We start from the raw sequence: 22,152 nt of genomic DNA, 5'->3' as shown, positions 1-22,152 counted from the left end.
CGACAACCGATGGAGCTCAGCATGCGCAGATTCGCCGACACCTGGAAACGTCGCCTCAGCCGCCACCGCCGCCTGCTGGCGATCGGCCTGACCGGGTTGGCCGCCATCACCTCCTACGCCGCTCTGCGCCCCCCGCCCGCCCCCACGGAAGCCGTGCTGGCCGCGGCCCGCGACCTCCGCGCCGGCCCTCTACGCCCAGGAGACCTGACCACCCTCCACCTCCCCACCCCCCTCATCCCCGACGGCACCCTCCGCCCCGGCTCCGCCGCGACCCACCGCCCCCTCGTCGCCCCGATGCGCCGAGGCGAACCACTCACCGACGCCCGCCTCCTGAGCCCCGGCATGCTGTCCGGATACGGCGCAGGCACTGTGGCCATGCCCGTGCGCATATCCGACCCCGAGGCCGTGCGCCTCCTGTCACCGGGCGACCTGGTCGACGTGCTCGCGGCCCCCTCCCAGTGGGACGACGCCACCCCCGCCCCCGCTCAGACCGTCGCCGACAACGCCCGCGTCATCACCACCCGTCACGACCACCGCTCCGGCTCAGGCGCCCTGGTCGTCCTCGCCACCACCGCCGATCAGGCATCCCGCCTCGCCGGTGCCCAGCAGGGCACCCGCCTGTCGGTCATGATCGAGCCGCAACCCTAGTTACGGAGAGCAATGAGCACCCAACGTTCGGCAATACAATTTCCTCGCCGTCCCAGTAACACAAGGAGCTCACATGAGCGGATTCAAGAAGTTCCTGCTGCGTGGAAACGTGCTCGAACTCGCCATAGCAGTGGTCATCGGTGCCGCCTTCACCACGATCGTCAATTCCTTCGTCAAAGACCTGCTCACCCCCCTGATCTCGGTCTTCGGCGGCCTGCCCGACTTCAAGCACCTGGTCCTGACCGTCGGCAACGCCCAGTTCGCCTACGGCTCGTTCGTCAACGCCCTGGTCTCGTTCCTGATCGTCGCCACGGTGGTCTACTTCTTCGTGCTCGCCCCCTATCAGCGCCTCACCGACCGTTTCGGCAAGGTCGAGGAGAGCACCAAGCACAACTGCCCCGAGTGCCTGTCCGAGATCCCCAAGGCCGCCACCCGCTGCGCCTTCTGCACCAGCGAGATCGTCAGAGCCACCCCGTAAGCAGCACCCGATATGTGATGCAGGTCACTCAGATGAACCGATTCCTTTCTCTCCCCACCCCGGTCATACGGGCAACACAGCAAAACGCGACGCCTGACAGTGCGTGAGCCGAGAGGCACGACGCGCACCCAAGGCGCTCCGTGAGAGAAAGGAACCGGCCATGGCCGACAACACCACCACCCCGCAGGCAGCCCAGCCCAACGAGCAGCTCACATGGCTGGACCGCCTGATCGGCCAGTGGCAGGTGTCCGGCGGCGCCGAAGGCACCGTGACCTACCGCTGGGCCGAAGGGAAGTTCTTCCTCGTCCAGGACATCGACCTGCAGCAATACGGCCAGCCGGTCGTGGGGTTCGAAGTCATCGGCCGCGAGAAGCCCTTCGGCGCTGAAAAGCCCGGCGACGACCTCAAGTCCCGCTATTACGACAGCCTGGGCAACACCTTCGACTACGTCTACGACCCCGAAGGCGACACCCTGACCATCTGGGCCGGCGAAAAGGGCTCCCCCGCCTACTACAGGGGCACCTTCAACCCCGACGGCGACACCTTGACCGGCAGCTGGACCTACCCCGGCGGTGGAGGCTACGACTCCGTGATGACCAGGATCAAGTGACCCCGGCAGACCCGTTTGCCCCCGCGACAGCCGGGGGCAAACGGCGTCCCGTCGATCAACGAGCCGCCGTCAGCTTCGGGTCATATTCCCAGTGCCACGGCTCAAACGGGTTGGAGTAAGCCCAATCAGGGTGGAACCACCCCCACCGCTTACTGTTGGCCTCCATCCACCTGAACTGCGGCGATCCGGAGTTCTGAATCCCCCCACACAAGTCGACGGCAAGCCCCCACCCGTGGTTGCTCCGCCCCGGCACCGCCGCGAACCCCGGCCGGCGATAGTAGACCGACTGCTGCTCAGCCAGGTTGCGATAGGCATCCGTCACACAGATCTGCTGCCCAAAGTTCTTCTTGTACGCCTCGTTCATACTGATGAAGGCGATCGCCGCATCCGCCCGCAACGTATGCCCAGGCTGCTGCAGCGGACACAGATAGTTGCCCGGAATCAGCCCGTTGGGAAAGCCGTTGGCGGCAACAGCCTTCGTAGGGTCACAGGAGAAGGCCGCCTTCCCCAATTTGTCGACCTTGATCCCCATCTTCACCAACGCCTGCGTCAGCGACTTCACAATCTTGTCCGACCGCTTCCGCAACGTATCGATCTCCGCCGCCAACTGCGCCTCGGTCAACAGGTTGTCCGCCCGCAGCTCCTGCGCCTCCCCCGCGAGCTTCTCCCGCTCCGCGTAAACCCGGCTACTCTCGTCGATCACCTGTTGGCGCTGCTCCACCAGATGCGTGACGAGCCCCATCCCCCGCATCGTGTCAGCCGTGGAATCCCCCGACAGGAACGCCCCGAAGTCATTGGCGCCCGGCTGCTGATAGATGAACGCCACCACTTCAGACAGTGGCTGCCTAACCTTCGCCAGGGCATCCTCAGCCACATCAAGTGCCCGGAGCTTACCTTCCAGCACCTTCTGGGAGTTCCGAATCTTGCTCCGCCGCTGCTCCAGCGCCTTAGTAGCCTCTTCCAGCTCCTTGGCCGCCTTCTCAGCCTGCCGCCTGAGCTCCGTCAACTTCTTCGGATCCCACCCAGAGGCCCCGGCCTCCTCAACCGCGACCTCAGCCCGAGCAGACCCCGAAGGCACGTAGAACAGCGAAGCCACCGCCGTCACGACCGCGATCAGAGCCGCTGATCGAGGAGATGGCACCTTCGACTCCTCCATTTACGCACTCGTGACCCGGCACAGGCACGCACGTTACCAAAGCCACGTAAGTGCCCGGACCCGAGTATCCAGAGCCGTTATGTTCAAAAAGCATCCACTTTGTCACTCAAGAACCCCAGCCCCCACCATCTCCACCCTGCCACAAGAATCCCTCAAGACCCCCCACATCACCCATCCAACAATCCCGAACCCGAGCCCACCTCAACCCCACCCGCACCCTCGTGTGGAGCGTCGGACACGAACCCCCCGCCACCTCGCGCTCACTACACCACTTCCCTAGATCACCAACCCGCATAAGCCCCCTCCTCACCCCACCCATCACACCGCTCCCACAACCGCTTAGCCCGCCACTCAACAACACATCCTTGAGCCCCCTCACCAACCCGAGGCCCACCCACCGCCGGCGGTCGCTCCCCATCACCCAACCAGCGCCGATCTACCCCCTCCACCAACTCCTCTCCCTCAACACGGGCATCAGCACCAACCACTCCCGCACCCACACCACCCGCGTCGCCCCGCTCCGCAACCACAGACCCCCCTCTCCCCTCAGACCGCTCCCTCTTCCGAGCCCCCGCACGCTCCGCTGGCTCCCCCCGCCGACGACCAGCCACCTCAGCCGACCCCTCAGCCCTCGAACGCCGGCCCACCTCAACCCGACGCACCAAAACCGGCCCCCACCTAACCTGCCCCTCCAACAACGGCCCCCCTCGCCTGCCCTCCCCCCCAATCCCAAAACCGCCAACGTCCGGCCTGACCCCCACCCCAACCATCTCCCCCACAAACACAGCAGCCGCCAACAGCCCAGGCACCAACATCACCCCGACCAACCTCAGCGTCCGCTTCGTCCACCACTCTCGTCCTCTCAACACAGACCGCGACAGTAGCCACGCACCGCCCACCCCCCATTGCCCCTTGCGATCCCTTGACCCCGCTTCGCAGACCCATGACGAAGCCACCACTCCACTTCGCCTCACGTCACACACACCCTCAACATTCGCTACGCTTAGGCGGGAACCCTTGCCTCCGTAGCTCAGGGGATAGAGCACCGCTCTCCTAAAGCGGGTGTCGCATGTTCGAATCATGCCGGGGGCACCTAGTTGACCTTATAGTTTGCCGTCTGATTTGGGAGTTCTTCCCTGAAGCGGATGTACGATCAGGCCGGGGGCGCCGACGACTCAGCAGAAGCCGAGGCCGTCGCAGGATTCGCAGGTGATGCCGAGGCTGTCGAGTCCGGTGCCGCCGCAGTGGCAGCAGCGCCACCGCTTGGGCGGGATCTCAGCTGAGGTCACCTGGTCATCGTGCAGTTCAGAACCCATGGGGAGGTTCGGTGGCGGCACCGTCCCGGGCGGCTTCGAGGATCGCCGTCACCTCGAAATGGATCGGTCCGAAGCAGTGGGCGACTGTGTAGAGGCCGTGTGGCAGCAGGCGTGGATCGACCTTCGTGCCGCACAGTGCTGCGATCCGGTCGACCTCGGCGCGGAGGCCAGTGTCGGTGCTCTGCTCGGGGTAGTAGGTGATGATCGTCGGGTCGGTTGGGACGGGGACGGCGGGGTTGGTCTCCATGAAGGCGGCCAGGTCCCGCAGGCCGCAGATGAAGGCGGTACGGCGCTCGGAGTCGGTGGACATGGATGGTTCTCCTTTCACGGGGCTTCCGGGGCGGTGCGCAGGGTGCGCAGCAGGTCGGAGGCCAGTTGGTGGGATACGCCCAGACGGGCGCGCAGGGTGTCGCGACTGATCGGCTTGCCCTGCGCGGTCTGGTATTCCTCGGCCACACGGCGGGCGTAGTCGAGAAGCTCTGAGGACGGGCCGTCCTGTTCGATCTCGACGATCGGGACAGGCGTGAGGACCGGTTCGGGGACGACTCACGGGATGAAGGATGGAGCTGAGGCGCGGCGCTCCAGCATGGAGATTGCGACGAGGAAGGCGCCAGCCGGGGTCGCGGCGGTGAGCCAGCCCCAGGCGGTGGGGTCGGCTTGGTTAAGGTTGGCGGCCAGGGACAGGACGACCCCAGCGATCAGGACGAGGGTCGGCCAGGAGATCCAGCCGTCCGGGACGCGGCCGGCCTTCTTGTCGCGCTGGCGTTCGCGAGCGGCCATGACACAGGTGAGATCGACGCATACGGCGATGGCCCAGGCCATCCAGCCGGACTGTCAGTGCTCGGTGGCCGTGTCCCGGATGTGGGTGAACGATCCGGCACCCGCGATGACGGCCAGGACCAGGACCGGCCCAGAGTCGATCAGCCAGCAGGCAAGGCGTCGCATCGTGTCCCCCTTTCAGGCGTTGAGGAGTTCGTCTAGGTCGCAGGTGTTCATCTCGGTCGTGTGGGCGCCCTCGGTAATCTCGTCCCAGGAGGGGGCCAGGTCGGCGTACATCCGGGCCGCGTGTTCGGCGGCTCGCTCGGAGACGTGGAAGGAACGGGCGCGGTACCACTGGCCGTCCTGGGAGGCGACGATCGCGACGCCGGGTGTCTCGGCAGCGATGGCGCGGGCGGAGACCAGGGCAGCCGGGTCGAGGTCGCCGAGGGTCATGGTCGCGGTCTCGGAATCGTTGACGCGGTGGCAGATCCGTCCTGAGCACTGGGCGCGCAGCGCGGTGACGCCGGGGCCGAGGTCGGAGCCGATGCGCTGGCCGCAGCAGGACAGGTAGATGCCAAAGGCACGTCCGAGCTGCGCCACTCGCAGCAGTGCCGTCGAGGTCTTGGCGATCTCGTCTGCTGTAACGCGGCGCAGACGCCTCGCGGTATGCCTTGCTCGGCACCATGCTGTGCTGGCTGAGCTGGAGTTCTCACCTTCTCCGCCACCATACGCTGTGAGAAGGTTGCGGAGAGTTGCATGCAAGAACTTCGGGGGCTTCCAACCGGATCTGTCAGGGCCGCCCGCTATGTTCTGCGTGACTCAACCGGAAGGATTGCGAAATAACGTGAAGCACGAGGCCGACGCTAAGGGGAGGCGTACGTGGCGGGGGTAAGGCTAGAGGACCTGACGCCCGGCACCGTTGTGGACGGAGTGACAACGAACGGCAACGTCACCGTGGTAGCGGCCAAGTGGTACGGCGACAACGCCGTCATGCTCACCTACCGTGCTGAGGACGGCGGCGTCGCTGACCAGCTCCTCTATCGTGACTCGGAAGCCCGCCTCACCATTCGGACTGCATCGGCGGCCTACAGCTTCGACGGCGATGGCACGCTTTTCAAACTCGCCGCCGAGGCCCTCCGTATCCGCATGGCCGCCCGCTTCGACCCCATGCTCGCGGTCACGACCAGTGACCTGGAGCCGCTACCGCACCAGATCCAGGCGGTCTACGGCGAGCTCCTTGACCGCAGCCCGCTGCGCTTCGTCCTGGCCGACGACCCAGGCGCAGGAAAGACCATCATGGCCGGCCTCTATATCAAGGAGCTCATGCTCCGCGGTGACCTGGAGCGCTGCCTGATCGTCGCCCCAGGCGGCCTCGTCGACCAGTGGCAGGAAGAGCTCCTCGACAAGTTCGGCCTCCGTTTCGACGTGCTCACCCGTGACTTGATCAACGCCCAGCTCGACCAGACTGCCTTCGAGAAATACCCGCTACTCATCGCACGGATGGACCAGCTCTCCCGCTCCGAGGATCTCCAGGAGCAGCTCAAGCAGTCTGACTATGACCTGGTCGTAGTCGACGAGGCCCACCGCATGTCCGCCAGCTACTTCGGCGATGAACTGAAGAAGACCAAGCGCTACCAGCTCGGGGAGATCCTCGGCAAGCACACCCGGCACCTGTTGCTGATGACCGCGACCCCGCACGCAGGCAATGAGGCCAACTTCCAGCTCTTCATGGGCCTGCTCGACTCCGACCGGTTCGAGGGCAAGTACCGCGAGGGCGTCAGCTCCACCGACACCGACGGTCTCATGCGCCGCATGGTCAAGGAAGACCTGCTCACCTTCGAGGGCAAGCCGCTCTTCCCCGAGCGGCGCGCATACACCGTCCCCTACTTGCTCTCTGACGCCGAGCGCGAGCTGTACGAGGTTGTGACCGAGTATGTCCGCGACCAAATGGGCAAGGCTCAAGCCATGGCGGACGGCAAACGCGGCAACACCGTCGGCTTCGCCCTCACTGTCCTCCAACGGCGCCTGGCCTCCAGCCCGGAGGCGATCCTGCAGTCGCTCATCCGCCGCCATAAGCGTCTGCAACTCCTGCGCCAGGAGATGCTCACCGGCCGCAGTCCGATAGAGACCACGCTCCGAGACCGGCTCGCCGCAATGCTCGGCAAAGACCCATCCGAATACGACACGACCTTGGATGACCTGCCCAGTGCAGAACTCGAAGAGCTCGAGAACGACGTCGTCGACGCCGCAACTGCCGCGCAGACCCTCGCCGAGCTCGATAAGGAAATTCTAATCCTCGCCGACCTCGTCGAGGTCGCCCGTCGGGTACGGCGTAGCGGCACCGACAAGAAGTGGATCGAGCTCCGTGAACTGCTGCTCAGCCACCCTATGGTCCGCGACGCAGACGGCAGCCCCCGCAAGCTGATCATCTTCACAGAGCACAGGGACACCCTGGAGTACCTTCGCGATCGGATCAGCGGCCTTCTCGGCAGCAAAGAGGCGGTCGTCACCATCCACGGTGGTGTTTCCCGTGACAACCGCCGGAAGATTAAGGAGCTGTTCACCCAGGACAAAGACTGCCGCATCCTGATCGCCACTGATGCGGCCGGCGAAGGTCTCAACCTTCAGCGCGCCAACCTCATGGTCAACTACGACCTTCCATGGAATCCCAACCGAATCGAGCAGCGTTTCGGCCGCATCCACCGTATCGGCCAGACTGAGGTCTGCCACCTGTGGAATCTGGTCGCCGGGGACACGCGCGAGGGCGCGGTGTTCCTGCGGCTCTTGGGCAAGATCGAGGAGCAGCGGAAGGCATACAAGGGCAAGGTCTTCGACGTCCTCGGCGAGGCATTCCAGGATCGGCCGCTCCGCGCACTGCTCATGGAGGCCATCCAGTACGGCGACCAGCCCGAGGTACGCAACCGGCTCAATGAGGTTATCGACTCCTCGGTCGGCGACGGCCTGGAGAAGTTGCTGGCCGAGCGGGCCCTCGCACACCAAAAGCTTGCTGAGGCCGACGTCGCCGATTGGCGGCTGCGGATGGAGGAGGCCAAGGCCCGCCGCCTCCAACCGCACTACATCAAGGCATTCTTCCTCACCGCCTTCAAGCTGCTCGGGGGCCGGATCTCCGAACGTGAGCCGGGCCGGTACGAGATCACCCACGTCCCGGCCGACGTCCGTCACTTCGAGCACCTCATCAAGATCGGTGCGCCAGTGGTCCACCGCTATGAGCGGGTCACCTTCGACCGATCCCTCATCCGTCAGGCGGGCGCGCCCCAGGCAGCGCTGCTCGCTCCGGGGCACCCGTTACTCGACGCCGTGGTCTCGCTGATCGTCGACCGGTACGGCTCGCAGCTGAAGCAGGGCGTCATCTTGGTCAATCGGCGCGACGTCGACGAGGAACCGCGGTTGCTCGTCGCGGTCGCTCAGGAGATCGCCGACGGGCACGAAAAGCCGCGGATCATCAGCAAGCGCTTCAACTTCGTCGAGATCGGCCGTTCCGAAGCCCGCACGGCTGGAGCCGCGCCCTATCTCGACTACGCGCCGACGACCGAGGAGGAGCGCACCCTGGTCCAGCCCATCCTCGAAGAGCCCTGGTTGGCCAGTGGCGTCGAAGATATCGCCATCGGCTGGGCTGTGCAGAACGGCCTGAGTACACACATCGCCGATCTGCAAGAGCGCGTCACCCGTGAGACCGAACGGACCCGGCGCTTAGTACGGCAGCGCCTCCTCCAGGAGATCAACTACTGGGACTCGCGCCACGCCGACCTCCTCGACGCCGAGCAGGCCGGCAAGTCGGTCAAGATGAAGTCCGAGTTCGCCGACCGCCAGGCTCGGAACCTGGAACAGCGGATGGAACGGCGCATGGGCGAGCTCGACCGCGACGCCCGTCTCCAGGTTCGTCCACCCCGGGTCGGCGGGGCCGCCCTGGTAATCCCGCAGGGATTGCTCGACCGATTGGCCGGGCTCCGAGACCAGCCGCCGGAGGCGTACGCGCGGGAGACCGAGGCCGTGGAACGCCGCGCGGTCGACCGAGTGCTGCAAGAGGAGCGGAAGCTCGGCCGGATCCCGGAGGAGATGGCCCATAACAATCCCGGGTACGACATCCGGTCCCGTACCGTGGATGACCACTGGGTGTTCATCGAGGTCAAGGGCCGGATCACCGGAGCAGACGGCTTCCACGTCACCCGGACCGAGGTCCTAACCGGCAAGAATTCAGGGCAGAACTTCCGGCTGGCGCTGGTCAGCGTTCATCCGGATGGGCCCGACAAGGACGATGTCCGATATGTCGTTGACCCCTTCAAGGACGTAGATTTCGGGAAGTTCGACGCCACCGAGCTCGGTGGTGACTGGAAGAAGACGTGGAAGCGAGGAGGAGCCCCGGTATGAGCCAGGGAACCAATGGTGAGTACCGGCGCAAGCTCATCGACGTGACACTGCCGCTTACGCAGATCAGCTACGCGAGCATCGCATACAAGGAACGCAAGGTCGGCACGATCAAGAACCTGCACAAGTGGTTCGCCCCCATGCCGACCCCGGCTCTCCGCGCGCTCATCTTCGCCTCACTGGTGGACGACCCCGGGCCGGGCAAGGAACGAGACGACCTAATCGAGTTCGTCAAGGAGCTGGTGCCCTTCGACGGCACCGCACCGTCGGACGACATACTTCGCAGGGCTCGCAGGTTGATCGCCGCGTCCAACCCGGAGCTGCCTACCGTCATGGATCCCTTCGCAGGCGGTGGCTCCACGATCGTGGAAGCGCTGCGCCTGGGGCTTCCGGCGGTGAGTTCTGATCTAAACCCAGTGGCGGCGCTTGTGACCCGCGCGCTCGGGGAACTGCTACCCCCGGTCGCCCTCACCCCGGCGATCTCCAAGAGTAACGACGCAGCCCGGATGCGCGATCTCCCGTACGACGGATTCGCTGACGACCTCCGTCACTACGCTGCCATCGTGCAGGAGAAGGTCAAGGAGAGGGTCGGTCCCTACTACCCTGTGCTGGAAGGCGGCGAGCCGGTGGCGTGGCTCTGGGCCAGGACCGCGCCCTGCACCAACCCCATGTGCGAGGTCCGCGTGCCATTGTTCGGGTCACCGTGGCTGAGCAAGCAGAGGGGGCGCGAAGCCACTGTCGAGGCAGTCGTTAACGGTGACAAGATTCAGTTCGTCGTCCACCAAGGAAAGGAAGGTCCGGCCAAAGCGACCAAGGGTGCCGGACGAGCTCAGTTCGCCTGCCCAAAATGCTCATCACCATTGGGCGAGAAGGAATTGCGTGCAGCCGGACAGTCTGGCGATCTGGGCCTTCAGCTCATGGCCTACTGCATGGATACGAAGAGCGGCCGCACCTTTGTAAGTCCCTCAGCCGAACTTGAACGCAGCTTTGATGTTGAGGTGCCGGATGATCTCGATGAGATCGAGATTGGGAGCAACACCAGAGACTTCCGCACGGGCCTCTACGGGTTGCGGCGCCACATCGACCTATACACACCTAGGCAGTTGGCGGTGCTCGCCGCGTTCGCCGACGATGTGGCGGAGGTCTATGACCAAATCCTTATTGACGGCGGGAGTGTTGAACAGGCACGCGCTATCACTACGCTTCTTGGCATCTGCGTCAGCAAGATGGCCCAAGCCAATTCCAGTCTGGTCCGCTGGCGTACGCGGCTCGGCCCCTCTAAGCCTGAACCGGGATTCGGCACGCAGGCGATGCCCATGCTCTGGGATTTCGCCGAGGCATATCCGTTCGGCGAGTCTGTGGGAAGCTGGTCTGCGCAGATCACATCCGTCATCGGCGTGTTGAAGTCCCTGCCCATCGGAGTGGAGTCGGGACGGGTCGTGCAGGTCGATGCGCGCCGAGCAGGAGACCTCGTCCGGCCTGGGACAGCTCTGATCGTGACGGACCCTCCGTACTTCGGGCAGATCAATTATGCAGACCTGAGTGATTACTTCTACCTCTGGCTCCGCCGTGCGCTGCACGATATCCATCCGGATCTGTTCGGGACGATCGCCACGCCGAAATCTGTCGAACTCGTGGCGAACCCAGCTCGTCATGAGGGCAGCAAGGAGAAGGCGCAGCAGTACTTCATTGACGGCTTCACCGAAGTCTTCACCTCGTTGCAGAAAGCTTCCCGCTCGGATCTCCCGATTGTTGTCGCATACGCGGCCAAGCAGGATGACTCGGAAGGCGCAGGGGCAGTCTCGTCCGCCTGGGTTTCTCTGCTTCAGGCCGTCCTAACCTCCGAGCTCAGCGTAGTAGGCACCATGCCGATTGACTCCACGATGAGCACCCGACAGGTCAGCCAGGGAGCTAACGCCCTTGCCTCCTACATCATTCTGATTTGTCGTCCGCGGCAGGCCGACGACGTTGCCGACAAGTCGAGTTTCCTAACACAGCTTCAGGAGGAGCTCCCCGATGCTATCGAGGCGCTTCGCAAGGGTGGCGTGTCTCCGCTGGACATGGGTCAGGCAGCGATCGGGCCGGGGATGCGGATCTTTTCAGGCTATAAGGAGGTTCTCCAGCCGGACGGTAAGCCGATGACCGTACGCGAGGCACTTATCGAGATCGACAAGGCTGCGACCGCCATCATCGATGGTGAAGAGGCCGAGTTCGATGCGCCCACCAGGTTCGCGCTGAAATGGTTCCGCCAGTTCGCTTTCGATCGCGGTGCGTACGGTGATGCTGACGTTGTGCTCCGCCAGACCGGCACTGCCATCCGCGATCTCGTCGAGGCGGGGATCGTCAGTAATACCCCCCGGTCCACGGTCTGCCTGCTCGACTTCGACGAGCTGCCAGCGAACTATGACCCGGTCAAGGACAATCGGATCTCTCACTGGGAGGTCGCAATGCACCTGGCCAAATGCTTCAAAGAGCAGGGCATTGACGGCGCGGCCCGTTTGGTCGCCGGAGTGCGGGGCCGTACGGACGCTGCAATCAGCCTCGACCGAGTTAACCGGCTCGTCCACCGGCTCTTCAAAATCTCCGACCGGAAATACCAGAAAACGGCCACCATGTTCAACGAGCTCGGTACCGCTTGGCCGGACATCATGACAGCCGCCCAAAATGTCTCGCCTGAGCGGTACGTTACACCTGAGATCGATGATCTCTTCTCTTCCTTCGAGGAGGAGGCCGAAGACGATGACGACTGACGAGCGGCCGGGCGGGCGAACATGGGTGGCGAGGGGATAGGCAAGGAAGAAATGGCGCTGTCGCATGCCCAGCGGGTGGGCAAAGGGTTCGAGATCCTTGCCGAAGGGCTGGAGCCGGTCATTGACCGGCTCATGCAGGACGCCGCGCCCCCAGGCAAGGACTGGCTGGGCCTGATCGCGGCTAATGAAGCCAGCAAGCACGGCGGTGGGATGAAGCTGGCCAAGCACGACCCGCAGCTCCAGCTGAAGGTCATCACCGACTATCGGAAGGTCTTCCACGACCTGATCGGCCACTCCGGCCAGCGCTACGCGAGCGAGCTGCGCGACGCCCGAAACGCCTGGGCGCACAACGAGAAGCTCACCTACGACGACGCTTACCGGATCCTGGACACGATGGAGCGGCTGCTCCGCGCCGTTGGCGCAGCCACCGCCGCCGACCAGGTCCGCGAGCAGCGCGACGAGCACCGCACCCAGATCGACAACAAGCGGGCGCTCGACCGCGCCCGCAAGAGCGCCTCCGCTTCCATCACTGTCTCGGCAGAGAAGCTCGGTAGCTGGCGCGACGTCATGATCCCGCATGAGGACGTCCGCACCGGCAAGTACGCCCAGGCGGAGTTCGCCGCCGACCTTTACCACGTAGCAAACGGCAAGGCGAACAGCCCCGAGTACGCCGACCCCATCCACTTCTTCCAGCGCACCTACCTCACCGACGGCCTAAAGGAACTGCTGTCCAACACCGCCCGCCGGATCGCCGGCGACGGCAACGCAGAGCCGGTCTTTAATCTGCAGACGAACTTCGGCGGCGGCAAGACCCACTCGATGCTCGCAGTCTGGCACCTCTACGCCCCCGGCTACGAGGCCACCGACTTCCCGCAGCCGGTGCAGGACATGCTGGGGGAAACCCCGATCGTCTCCGGCGTGCGTCGTGTCGCGATTGTCGGCAACCACATCGAGACGGCCAAGCCCACCCACGAGGGCGGCCGCCCTGGGATCAACACGCTCTGGGGTGAGCTGGCCTGGCAGCTCGGCGGGCAGGACGCCTACGACATCGTCGCCGAGTCCGACCAGAATCGGGTCCCGTCGGGGGCATCGCTCCGTCAGTTGCTGGAGGCGTACGCGCCGTGCGTGATCCTCATCGACGAGTGGGTGGCGTACGCACGCCTGCTTCACGGCCGGGAGGACCTGCCCGGCGGCAACTTCGAGGGGCAGTTTACCTTCGCCCAGACCCTCACCGAGCTGGCCAAGGCCATCCCGGGCGTCATGCTTATTGTCTCCGTGCCCGCCTCGCATGACCCGAAGGACCGCAACACGAGGGGCAACGAGGCCGAGGTGGGCGGTGTTCGTGGACAGGAGGCCCTGGAGCGGTTGCAGAACGTCGTCGGCCGGCTCGGGAAGCACTGGCGACCAGCCACGCCGGACGAGTCGTTCGAAATCGTCCGGCGGCGGTTGTTCGAGGAGCCGACCTCCGCCGCGAAAAAGGAGCGCGACTTCATCGCCAAGGCGCTGGTGAAGTTCTACCGCGAGCACGGAGCCGAGTTCCCGAATGTGGTCCTCGACCCCAAGTACGAGGACGAGATCAAAGCGGCGTACCCGATCCACCCCGAGCTATTTCACCGGCTCTACGAGGACTGGTCGACGCTGGAGCGGTTCCAGAAGACCCGCGGTGTTCTCCGCCTGATGAGCGCAGTGATCTACCGACTCTGGCAGGCAGAGGACCCCGCCCCGCTAATCATGCCGGGGTCGCTGCCGCTCGGCGACGAGTGGGTGCTCGGCGAGGTCACCCACTACCTGTCCGACTCGTGGAAAGCGGTCATCGAGGCGGATGTCGACGCCCCGAATTCCACGCCAGAGCGGATTGACAAGAGCCGCGCCGTCTTCGCCCAGCGGCACATCACCCGTCGCCTGGCGCGAGCCGCGTTTCTGGCCTCAGCCGCCCGCACCGGCGCCCAGCAGAAAGGCGTCGAGCGGAAGCGGATCTGGCTCGGCACCGCCCTGCCCGGCGACATCGTGGGTAACTTCGCCTCGGCGATCCATCTGCTCAGCGAGCAGGCACTCTACTTCTACGTGGATGGCAGCTCCTACTGGTTCGACACCCAGCAGTCGGTCAACCGACTTGCCCGCGACCGTGCCGAGGAGTACCGCAGCCACCCTGAAGACGTGTACGTGGACATCGTCCGTCGGCTGAAGGAGCGCGACGCCGCGAGCAAGCACAAAGGGCTCTTCGGGAGGGTCTTCCCCGGCCTGGAGCGGGGCGACATCTCCGAGACCAACGAGGTCGCGCTCTCCATCATTCACCCGCGCCATCATTTCTCTACGCAAAACCAGGTCAGTCCGGCTCGGGACTTCGCCACTCAGGCGTTGGAGGCCCGTGGCGACACGCCGCGGGTTAATCAAAACATGTTGGTCTTCGCTGCCGCGGACCGTGAGCTACTCGGCTATCTGATGGACGCCACCCGCGACTACCTTGCATGGGATTCCATCGTCAACGACCAGGACCTGCCCCTCGTCCCCGATCAGGCCGCAATGGCGAAGAAGCGCCGCAAGACCGCCGACGACACCGTTTGGCTACGACTCACCCAGGCGTACAACACGGTGATCTATCCGATCTGGGACGACAAGACCGGCCGCATCGGCTTGCGCTCGGTCACAATTGACGACGAGGGCGATGTCATCCCCGCTCGAGTGGAAACCAAGCTGCGCAACCTCGACCAGCTTCGCGCGGTCCAGGGGGCCCGGCTGATCCGCCACGACCTGGAGAAGAAGCTCTCCAAGGTCTGGGAGAAGGGGCACATCTCGCTCGGGGACCTGTGGCAGTACTACTGTCGTTTCCCCTACCTCAGCCGTCTGCGCAACCGGAAGGTCCTCGAGGAGGGCATCTTCCGGGTCCTCGAAGAGCTCACCGGCGATGTCGAGGGCTTCGCGGTCGCCGCCGGGTACGACGAGGAGGACCGCCGCTACATCGAGCTCGTCATCCCCGGCACCGGTGAGTACTTCAGCCAGCTGACCGACCGCAGCGTCTTGGTGGAACTGGGCCGGGCCAAGGCACAGCGCGCTCGCGAGGAACAGGAGCGGCAGTCCGTCCCGACGCCGGGCGGGGACGGGGCGGATCTCACCGAAACGACGGGAACCGCTCCTTCCGGGCAGCCGACGCCCGGTGGCTCCTCCGGCCCAGGCCCAAAGCCCCCGCCCCTGCCCGCCGTACGCAACACCAGGTTCTGGGGGTCGCTCCATGTCAACCCGGAGCGCTACTCCCGCGACCTCAACAGCCTCGCGAAGGATCTCCTCGCCCTGCTCACCGCTCCCGACGGTGTGGAGCTCGATGTGGAAGTTCAGATCACCGCTCGACGCACCGAAGGATTCTCTGACGACACCGTCATGAAGGTGCTCGAGAACCTCGGCCACCTTAAGGTCGAGGGCAAGTTCGAAGACCGCTGACCCGGTACGGCTGGCGCCCGCGTGGCGGCAGCCGCACCTAGGGTGATTCATCCACATCGCTCCTCGCAGACCAGGAACGAGGCAACACCCCCATGCCCGTGGAGAAGACCGAGCGCTCCATCAAGATGCTGATCGACCAGATCTCCGCCGGTGAGATCAAGCTCCCGGAGATCCAGCGCGGCTATGTCTGGCAGCCCACGCAGGTCGCGAAGCTGATTGACTCGCTCTACCGCGAGTATCCGTCGGGCTCCCTTCTGCTGTGGAAGACGGGGGAGACGCCGCTGACGCGCGATGCGGCAATCGGGGCCACCCCGCAGGAATCGACGGTGCCTCCGCTCTACCTACTGGACGGCCAGCAGCGGCTCACCTCTCTTCACCGAATCTTCAACAACCACGATGACGCCCAGATCGTCTTCGATATTGAGAACGAGACGTTCCAGAACCAGAGCAGCTCGACCAAGAACGACTCCCGCTGGATCAAGGTCTACGACGTGCTCCGTGACGACGCCGACCTGTTCGAGATGCAGGGGAACCTGCTTGACGCCGACGTCCGGGCATCGTCCAAGGAGATCGGGCGGCGGCTGAGCAAGCTGGCAGCGATCAAGAATCGCATCTACTACATGGAACTGCTCGTTGGATTCGGCTACGACGAGATCGCGCAGATTTTCGTCCGCGTCAACAGCGGCCGGGCGCTCAAGACTACCGATCTGACGCTCGCCATGCTTTCTGCCCGCTGGCCGGGTATCTTGCAGAAACTTGAGGACGAGGCGGCGTACTGGACGCAGCGCCACTACCCGGACCTCGACGTCACATTCCTCACCCGTGCCCTAGCCGGGGCCGTTCTCGGCCGTGGGCTCTCCACCTGGTCACACAGCCGCTTGGTCGCCGCGACCGACGATGCACTGAACGCTGGGTGGAAGACGGTCCAGCGTGGCCTGCGTCATCTGGTGCCACTGCTCAAGGAGAACCTGAAGATCACCAGTAGCGCGCTCATCCCGTCCCACATGGCGCTGCTACCGCTGGTCATCTTCCTGGGCGAACGGCCAGACATGCCGCTCGACACGGAGACCCGCGACGGCATCCTCTACTGGTTCCTCCTGGCCAACTTGCGCAACCGCTACAGCAGTTCAACCGACACCATGCTCGGCCGCGACATCCCAACAGTGCGCGAGCCGGAGCCGATCAGGAAGCTGCTTGCAAACCTTGGCGTCATTGGCACTCGGATCGAGATCACCCCACAGGACCTGACTGGCAAGACGCGGGAAAGCGCCTATTTCCCGTTGAGCTACCTGGTGGCAAAGAAGGCAGGCGCTCTGGACTGGTGGTTCGGCACTGAGATCTCAGCGATTGCTGAAGATCATATCAAGCTGGAGCACCACCACATCCACCCGCAGGCCACGCTGAAGAACCACCCGAAGAGGTACAGCAAGGCGGAGATCAACGATCTCGCCAACCTGGCTTTCATCTCAGGCAAGGCAAACCGGAAGATCAGCGACCGTTCGCCGAGCGTCTACTTCGTCGACGACGGGCCGCCCCTGACCAAGGAGGAGCTGGCCGCCCACTTCGTCCCGTACGACGAGCCGCTCCGCGACGCCGCCAGCTACCGTGAGTTCCTGGCCGAACGCCGCCGTCTTCTCGCTGCGGCCATGACCGAACTCCTCGACAGTTTCCGGCCAACCTGGCTCACCCAGGCCGCCGCTCCGGCCGAGGTACAGCCGGGCTCCACTCTGGAGTTCGTTCTCTATCAGAGCCGTTGGGACATCAGCAAGATCGTGGCGACCGCCAGGGTCGACGACGTGACATGGACCGGTTCCTTTAGCTTCGACGGCCTGGTGGCTGCGATCGACGCCGCGAGCAACGGCCTCGACAGTGACCTCGAAGTCGCGGGCCAGACCACTCCGGTCCAGGTGGAGGGCGACACCGTGAAGATCGCTGTCGGTCCTTACCTTGTGTCGGGCACCATCGAGGCCTGGCGCGACATGATGGCTCACGAACAAGACCAAGCTCTGCCCCTCTCCCAGCTCCCTAATCTGGAAGAGGCCCCCTGGATCGGCGAACTCATCGCCTTCCCCGTCAGCAGCGTCGAATAGTCGGCATTAAGGAGCCCCGTTGCTGACTCATATATCGGACGAGACCGTGGCGCCCGGACCGCCACATGACTTCCGGATACGCTTCCGTATTGGAAACACGTCTCAGGTGACGGGCGTCGACGTCAACTCACAGATCTGCATAGATTCCGCGGGTCAGGTCACTCTGGAGACATGGGGGGCCGACGACAGGTTCATGGTAATCCGCGGCAGGAACTACACGTCAGCTGCGGCGGCTCAAGCCAGTGCCGAAAAGTGGCGTGCTGCGCTCATGGTGGCCTTCGCCCAGCTCAACATCGGCGCAGATTTCGGTACCCGAGCACCCCAGGGCGAGCTAACCAATGCTGGACGCCGTCTCTTCGAGGAAGAGGACGCTGACCAGCCCCGACAAGTCCTGGACAATGTTCACGGAATTCTGGTCTTCCCCAGCGAGCCTGCAGCGGCATTCGAAACTGCAATGCCGCTGACGGCGGTGCTGAGCCGCCCCATCGAGGACATTGTCTCCTGCGCGTCAACTCTGGCCGATCAAGCTGACCTCCAACTCGACGATGCACAGCTGGTTGCTCACAGTCTCTTCGCATCGTCTTTCTCAGAAACTTCGGCCGACGCTCGGTTCTTGATGTTGATGATGGCGGTCGAGACCATCATCAAGCGTGATGACCGGTCGCTGACGGTGGTCGCTCACGTAAACGATCTATTTAAACAGACCAAGCAGGCCGATCTCCCTGTACGTGAGAGGGACGCCCTACTAGGCGCCTTAAGAGATCTCCGGAAGCAGTCGATTGGGCAGGCGGGCCAAGCTCTCGCTTCCATGCTCGGCGACCAGCAGTTCGCGGACGAGACGCCGGCCGACTTCTTCAAGAAGTGCTACACGCTCCGAAGCCAACTCGTACACGGTACGGTACCGCGTCCGAGTCGAGAAGTTGTGGGACAGCGTGCGGCAACACTTCAAATAATGGTTGGGAAGTTGTTGTCCATGGCCACTTCTTTGTCGAATCGCGTAGACGAGAGAGAAGATTCTGCATAAAAATCGACTGCTTACTGCTTAGTTCCCACTCGATTTCCGCTCGTGTGCTGGCAACCCCGTCCTGGGAAAACGTGCCAATCACAGATCACCTTCAAGGCTGGGGAACTGTCTTCGCCGTTGTAGTTGCTCTAGCGGTTGCCGTCATTGGATGGCGGCGTGAGTCGACGTACAGGGCCGATGACCAGAGGAACACAGCGAAGCAGCAGGCGGAGGACCGAGCGGACGCCGAACGGCGCCTGCGAGACGAGCGTGACATTGCAGAGAAGCGGCTACAGAACAGCTTCGGGCAGTACAAGAAAGAGACCGACGGAGCGCAGGCTTCATGAGCTGGATAAGACACTCTGGAAGCATATCCGCGTACGGGCCCTAGGAGAGCCCTCCAGTCTCCTGGATGATGTCGAGCTGGAAGCGCATCGCAAACTCGGCGCAGTGCTCACCGACGATGTCCTCATAAAGGAGATCATGGAGAACGTCCATGCCCTCGTCACCGCTTCGGATGAGTTCTGAGCATGGGGCGCCGCCTGAAGTACTCGCGTCACACTCGCAGACGACGATTTCGAATGCATCGAAGAAGACGGCACCATCCCCAACCGCTGGAGCGGAAGTCCCATTGCAGTGGCGCTCAGTGGGGGCTCGGACGTCGGAAACCGAGCCAGCAACTGGATAAACGGGGAATCACCGGAAGCGCGGAGCTCGCGGTGATCGCGGCGGAGGTATCGGAGTCGAGGGCGACAATTCGGCTGGAGGTCTATGGGTCATCGACTTAACCGCCAAGAGATGACTCAGGCCAGCGAGCCCGTTACCTGCAGCAAACCCTGCTCAGCCAAGGTAATGGCTCAACATGAGCGGGGCATGCGCGGGATGATCAGGCGAGCTGGAAGAGCCTCCCACGGCATCTCTGCAGTTCAGCCTAGGTAAACATACAGCCTGGTCCACGCTCTCCTAAAGCGGGTGTCGCATGTTCGAATCATGCCGGGGGCACTTATCAACACCATGGCTTTCTGCGCTGACCTGCGGTTTCTAGCCGCGGGGCCCTTTCGCCGTCCAGATCTTGGCAGGCCATCGCAGCCCCCAAATGCAGCCACAGAATCACGATCATGACTGGATGCTCTCAAGTCACCACGTAAGAACGGCGATGGAAGTTGTCTCGGGAGCCCTGATTTGCCAAAGCTCACCGGACAGGGCATCAATCGTGTTACGCGTGCACGCCATAGCCATGGGCACCTAGGACGACCCCTGCAGGAGTCAGGACCGAGAAGGCCGAAGCCGGTCATGCAGCCAGCACCTCATCGATCTCGCCGACTATCCGGACACTTGGCGTAGATGCGAAGGAGGACGTCAACACTGTGGCCGATGCGCTTAGCCACCTCCAAGGCTGGAACGCCCGCATTTAGCCATAGCGACACAGCCACCTGGCGCAAAACGTACGGCAGAGCGGCCGGCGACGAGGCGACCTGCCGAGGCGTTGGCGCAAACCCTCGAGCTTCCCGCCAGACGCGAGAGTAGGCGGAGTCGGAATAGGGGCCACCCGTCCTCCTGGGGAAGACCCGGCCATCCCTGGCTTCGCCGTACGCGTCGAACATGGACGCCAGCACCGGCGGAATCGGAAGTTCGCGGGCCCTTGGCCACCCGGTGCTTCAGATGCCGTGACTCAGAGGTAGCGCCGGAGTCGGTCCACCCGCTTGGTGCACTGCGGCCGCGCCCCTCCAAGCGTGCATTGCCGGGGTGTGCCGGTTAGACCCGGTCACGGCGAGCAGTGCTGCGAGCACGCCGCCAGGGGGCGCCGTTTCGCCTGGGGAGGCCGAACAGGTAGGAGCGAGGATCTGGTGGGTCCGGCCCGCGAGGTGTCGCCGTACGTCATAGCGGCGATCGGCGCGTACGGCGGTGCGGCGCCGGCCAGGTCCAATCAAGAGGCCGCCGGCGCCATGGTCGGGTGGTGGCGCACGGTGCTGCAGCACAGCTTCGGAGTCACCGCCGGCGAGGAGGAGACACCCGAGGCAGTGACGGAGCCGGCCGCCGTCCACTTGATGGTCTACGGCAACGAGCGCCGCTGAGGCCGGGCTCGCACCACCAAAACGATGAGAGCTCACAAAGCGTTGACTTTGTCGCAAGCTATGACGCAATATATTGCTACAAAGCTTGCGACAAAGGAGGAGCTGTGACCCGCGAATCGCTACCGGACGCCGGCCCGCCGGCGCGTGCGGCCAATCTGCGACTGGCGGACGACTGGCTGGCCCGGCACGACCTGACCGGCGTCCGCTCGACCCCGTTGCTGGCAAGCCGGCTGGGGGTTCGGATGGCCGCCCGCCTCGCCGTTCAGGTCAGCATGGGCGTGCTGATCGTCGCGAGTGGGCTCGCCGCGGCCTACGACCGGCCCGCCTCCGGCGGTTTCCAGCCGCATCGCCCGCTGCCGCTGCTGGCACTGGCCGTGTTCGTGGCCGGGCTGCTGCTGGCACAGGCGCTGCTCGACCGGTGGGTGCGACGCGTCGACCAGCGGGCGGGCGCGACGCTGTCCCGCAGGGCCGCCCATCTGGTCCACCCCGGCTGGCTGGCTGTGCTTGGCCGGCCACATGCCGTCTACGCGGTCGCCACGTTCGCCGGTGCGATGATGCTGGCCGGAAGCGCCCTGGCCGTTCCCGACCCCACCGTGCGGCAATTGGCCGTCGTCCTGCTGATCGGACTGCTCGGCGCGACAGCCATCAGCGCCGTGCAGATGCGCCACCTGCTCAGGCGCCCGGTCGTGGCGGAGGACGAGGAGTCGTTGACCGCCGACGTCATCATGCGCGTCGAGGACGCCCGCGAGATCAACGCGCCGTATGTGCAGTGGTCGCTGCCCATGGTGCTGCTGTTCGGCACCGCGCCCGGCTGGTGGAGCGCCGCCGCGGTCACCTACGTGATCCTGGGCACGGTCGCGTACGTCGCGCTCCAGGTCAAGGCGCCGTCGAGCGCGACGGTGGCGCGGCGGGTCATGAGCGTCCGATGATCGTCATCGACGCCGCCTCGCCGGTGCCACCGTTCGAGCAGCTGCGGGCCCAGCTCGCCCGGCAGATCCAGGATCACACGCTGGCCGTGGGCGCCCGGCTGCCGACCATCCGCCACCTCGCGGCCGACCTCGGCCTGGCCGTCAACACGGTCGGCCGGGCCTACCGGGAGCTGGAGGAGGCGGGGCTGATCGAGACGCGCGGGCGGGCGGGCTCGTTCGTGTCGGCCGCAGGCGAGGAGGGCCGGGAGCGCGCCCGCCGGGCCGCCGCCGACTACGCGGCCGTGATCGCGAGCGTCGGCATCGACGCCGCCGAGGCGATCCGCATCGTCCAGGCGGCTCTAACGCCCGGCGCGGCGGCACCGGCCTCGTCATGACCGCGACCCGGCCGCGGGGTCGTCCCGCCGCCGGGCGCACGACGCCGGCGTAGCGGCCGGTCAGGCGGCGTCCGAGCCGCCGCATCGGCTGCTCCGGAAATCCCGCACCAGCTCCGCGGTGGTCTCGATCTCGGTGTGGGTCA

The 22,152-nt window shown here is 64.7% G+C and carries 17 protein-coding genes and 1 tRNA gene; 13 read left to right on the top strand and 5 right to left on the bottom strand.

Annotated elements, in window-relative coordinates; genetic code table 11:
* Positions 1 to 21: 21 nt before the first annotated feature.
* From cpaB to Ssi02_RS24980, 3 genes are all read left to right on the top strand, one after another.
* The gene (gene cpaB, locus Ssi02_RS24990; protein ID WP_239129586.1) at positions 22 to 648 is read left to right on the top strand and encodes a Flp pilus assembly protein CpaB; all 627 of its coding nucleotides are present in this window, start codon (positions 22 to 24) and stop codon (positions 646 to 648) included.
* Between the two features lie 73 nt (positions 649 to 721).
* On the top strand, positions 722 to 1,126 hold the full coding sequence (gene mscL / locus Ssi02_RS24985; protein WP_204029830.1) for a large conductance mechanosensitive channel protein MscL: 405 nt from the start codon (positions 722 to 724) through the stop codon (positions 1,124 to 1,126).
* 160 nt (positions 1,127 to 1,286) lie between these two features.
* Complete coding sequence (locus Ssi02_RS24980) at positions 1,287 to 1,736, top strand: hypothetical protein (RefSeq protein ID WP_204029828.1); 450 nt, start codon at positions 1,287 to 1,289, stop codon at positions 1,734 to 1,736.
* Positions 1,737 to 1,791: 55 nt separating this feature from the next.
* Here the strand turns inward: Ssi02_RS24980 and Ssi02_RS24975 are convergent, their stop codons facing one another.
* Complete coding sequence (locus Ssi02_RS24975) at positions 1,792 to 2,892, bottom strand: D-alanyl-D-alanine carboxypeptidase family protein (RefSeq protein WP_204029826.1); 1,101 nt, start codon at positions 2,890 to 2,892, stop codon at positions 1,792 to 1,794.
* A 1,019-nt stretch (positions 2,893 to 3,911) separates the two neighbouring features.
* On the opposite strand from Ssi02_RS24975, the gene Ssi02_RS24970 reads away from it, so the two are divergent.
* Positions 3,912 to 3,984 (top strand) — tRNA-Arg (locus tag Ssi02_RS24970).
* A gap of 213 nt (positions 3,985 to 4,197) precedes the next feature.
* Here Ssi02_RS24970 and Ssi02_RS24965 read toward each other — a convergent pair.
* From Ssi02_RS24965 to Ssi02_RS24955, 4 genes are all read right to left on the bottom strand, one after another.
* A complete protein-coding gene (locus Ssi02_RS24965; protein ID WP_204029824.1) occupies positions 4,198 to 4,518 on the bottom strand; it encodes a hypothetical protein in 321 nt (106 codons plus the stop codon).
* Between the two features lie 14 nt (positions 4,519 to 4,532).
* Positions 4,533 to 4,664, bottom strand: coding sequence for a hypothetical protein (locus tag Ssi02_RS39645; RefSeq protein WP_307825777.1), 132 nt, complete (start codon positions 4,662 to 4,664; stop codon positions 4,533 to 4,535).
* A 90-nt stretch (positions 4,665 to 4,754) separates the two neighbouring features.
* On the bottom strand, positions 4,755 to 5,030 hold the full coding sequence (locus tag Ssi02_RS39640; protein ID WP_307825776.1) for a hypothetical protein: 276 nt from the start codon (positions 5,028 to 5,030) through the stop codon (positions 4,755 to 4,757).
* A gap of 135 nt (positions 5,031 to 5,165) precedes the next feature.
* Positions 5,166 to 5,567 carry a hypothetical protein gene (locus tag Ssi02_RS24955; protein WP_373870194.1) on the bottom strand — a complete coding sequence of 134 codons (402 nt, stop codon included), beginning with the start codon at positions 5,565 to 5,567 and terminating at the stop codon, positions 5,166 to 5,168.
* Positions 5,568 to 5,846: 279 nt separating this feature from the next.
* Between Ssi02_RS24955 and Ssi02_RS24950 the strand changes: the two genes are divergently transcribed.
* The 9 genes from Ssi02_RS24950 (at position 5,847) to Ssi02_RS24910 (ending at position 22,009) form a co-directional block, all read left to right on the top strand.
* The gene (locus Ssi02_RS24950; RefSeq protein ID WP_204029822.1) at positions 5,847 to 9,356 is read left to right on the top strand and encodes a helicase-related protein; all 3,510 of its coding nucleotides are present in this window, start codon (positions 5,847 to 5,849) and stop codon (positions 9,354 to 9,356) included.
* Complete coding sequence (locus Ssi02_RS24945; RefSeq protein WP_204029820.1) at positions 9,353 to 12,103, top strand: DUF1156 domain-containing protein; 2,751 nt, start codon at positions 9,353 to 9,355, stop codon at positions 12,101 to 12,103. Before Ssi02_RS24950 ends, Ssi02_RS24945 begins: the two co-directional genes overlap by 4 nt.
* A 51-nt stretch (positions 12,104 to 12,154) precedes the next feature.
* Entirely contained in the window at positions 12,155 to 15,538 is a 3,384-nt protein-coding gene (locus Ssi02_RS24940) for a Swt1 family HEPN domain-containing protein (RefSeq protein ID WP_204029818.1), read from the top strand.
* Positions 15,539 to 15,630: 92 nt separating this feature from the next.
* Entirely contained in the window at positions 15,631 to 17,628 is a 1,998-nt protein-coding gene (locus Ssi02_RS24935; RefSeq protein ID WP_204029816.1) for a GmrSD restriction endonuclease domain-containing protein, read from the top strand.
* A 106-nt stretch (positions 17,629 to 17,734) separates the two neighbouring features.
* Positions 17,735 to 18,652, top strand: a complete 918-nt coding sequence (locus Ssi02_RS24930; protein WP_204029814.1) for a hypothetical protein — start codon at positions 17,735 to 17,737, stop codon at positions 18,650 to 18,652.
* Positions 18,653 to 18,901: 249 nt separating this feature from the next.
* The gene (locus Ssi02_RS24925; protein ID WP_204029812.1) at positions 18,902 to 19,159 is read left to right on the top strand and encodes a hypothetical protein; all 258 of its coding nucleotides are present in this window, start codon (positions 18,902 to 18,904) and stop codon (positions 19,157 to 19,159) included.
* 1,319 nt (positions 19,160 to 20,478) lie between these two features.
* On the top strand, positions 20,479 to 20,706 hold the full coding sequence (locus tag Ssi02_RS24920) for a hypothetical protein (protein ID WP_204029811.1): 228 nt from the start codon (positions 20,479 to 20,481) through the stop codon (positions 20,704 to 20,706).
* A 104-nt stretch (positions 20,707 to 20,810) separates the two neighbouring features.
* The gene (locus tag Ssi02_RS24915; protein WP_204029809.1) at positions 20,811 to 21,635 is read left to right on the top strand and encodes a hypothetical protein; all 825 of its coding nucleotides are present in this window, start codon (positions 20,811 to 20,813) and stop codon (positions 21,633 to 21,635) included.
* On the top strand, positions 21,632 to 22,009 hold the full coding sequence (locus Ssi02_RS24910; protein WP_204029807.1) for a GntR family transcriptional regulator: 378 nt from the start codon (positions 21,632 to 21,634) through the stop codon (positions 22,007 to 22,009). The genes Ssi02_RS24915 and Ssi02_RS24910 overlap by 4 nt, the downstream gene beginning before the upstream one ends.
* Positions 22,010 to 22,152: the final 143 nt, after the last annotated feature.

Origin of the sequence: Sinosporangium siamense, from assembly GCF_016863435.1 — a bacterium.
Taxonomy (GTDB): domain Bacteria; phylum Actinomycetota; class Actinomycetes; order Streptosporangiales; family Streptosporangiaceae; genus Sinosporangium; species Sinosporangium siamense.
Note: the sequence above shows the minus strand (reverse complement) of the source record. Positions and strands in the feature narration are given on the sequence as shown.

Coding starts and splice junctions, on each gene's coding strand:
- Ssi02_RS24940 (WP_204029818.1), top strand. CDS start 12,155: ATGGCGCTGTCGCATGCCCAGCGGGTGGGCAAAGGGTTCGAGATCCTT.
- mscL (WP_204029830.1), top strand. CDS start 722: ATGAGCGGATTCAAGAAGTTCCTGCTGCGTGGAAACGTGCTCGAACTC.
- Ssi02_RS39640 (WP_307825776.1), bottom strand. CDS start 5,030: ATGGCCTGGGCCATCGCCGTATGCGTCGATCTCACCTGTGTCATGGCC.
- Ssi02_RS24965 (WP_204029824.1), bottom strand. CDS start 4,518: ATGTCCACCGACTCCGAGCGCCGTACCGCCTTCATCTGCGGCCTGCGG.
- cpaB (WP_239129586.1), top strand. CDS start 22: ATGCGCAGATTCGCCGACACCTGGAAACGTCGCCTCAGCCGCCACCGC.
- Ssi02_RS24945 (WP_204029820.1), top strand. CDS start 9,353: ATGAGCCAGGGAACCAATGGTGAGTACCGGCGCAAGCTCATCGACGTG.
- Ssi02_RS24975 (WP_204029826.1), bottom strand. CDS start 2,892: ATGGAGGAGTCGAAGGTGCCATCTCCTCGATCAGCGGCTCTGATCGCG.
- Ssi02_RS24980 (WP_204029828.1), top strand. CDS start 1,287: ATGGCCGACAACACCACCACCCCGCAGGCAGCCCAGCCCAACGAGCAG.
- Ssi02_RS24935 (WP_204029816.1), top strand. CDS start 15,631: ATGCCCGTGGAGAAGACCGAGCGCTCCATCAAGATGCTGATCGACCAG.
- Ssi02_RS24910 (WP_204029807.1), top strand. CDS start 21,632: ATGATCGTCATCGACGCCGCCTCGCCGGTGCCACCGTTCGAGCAGCTG.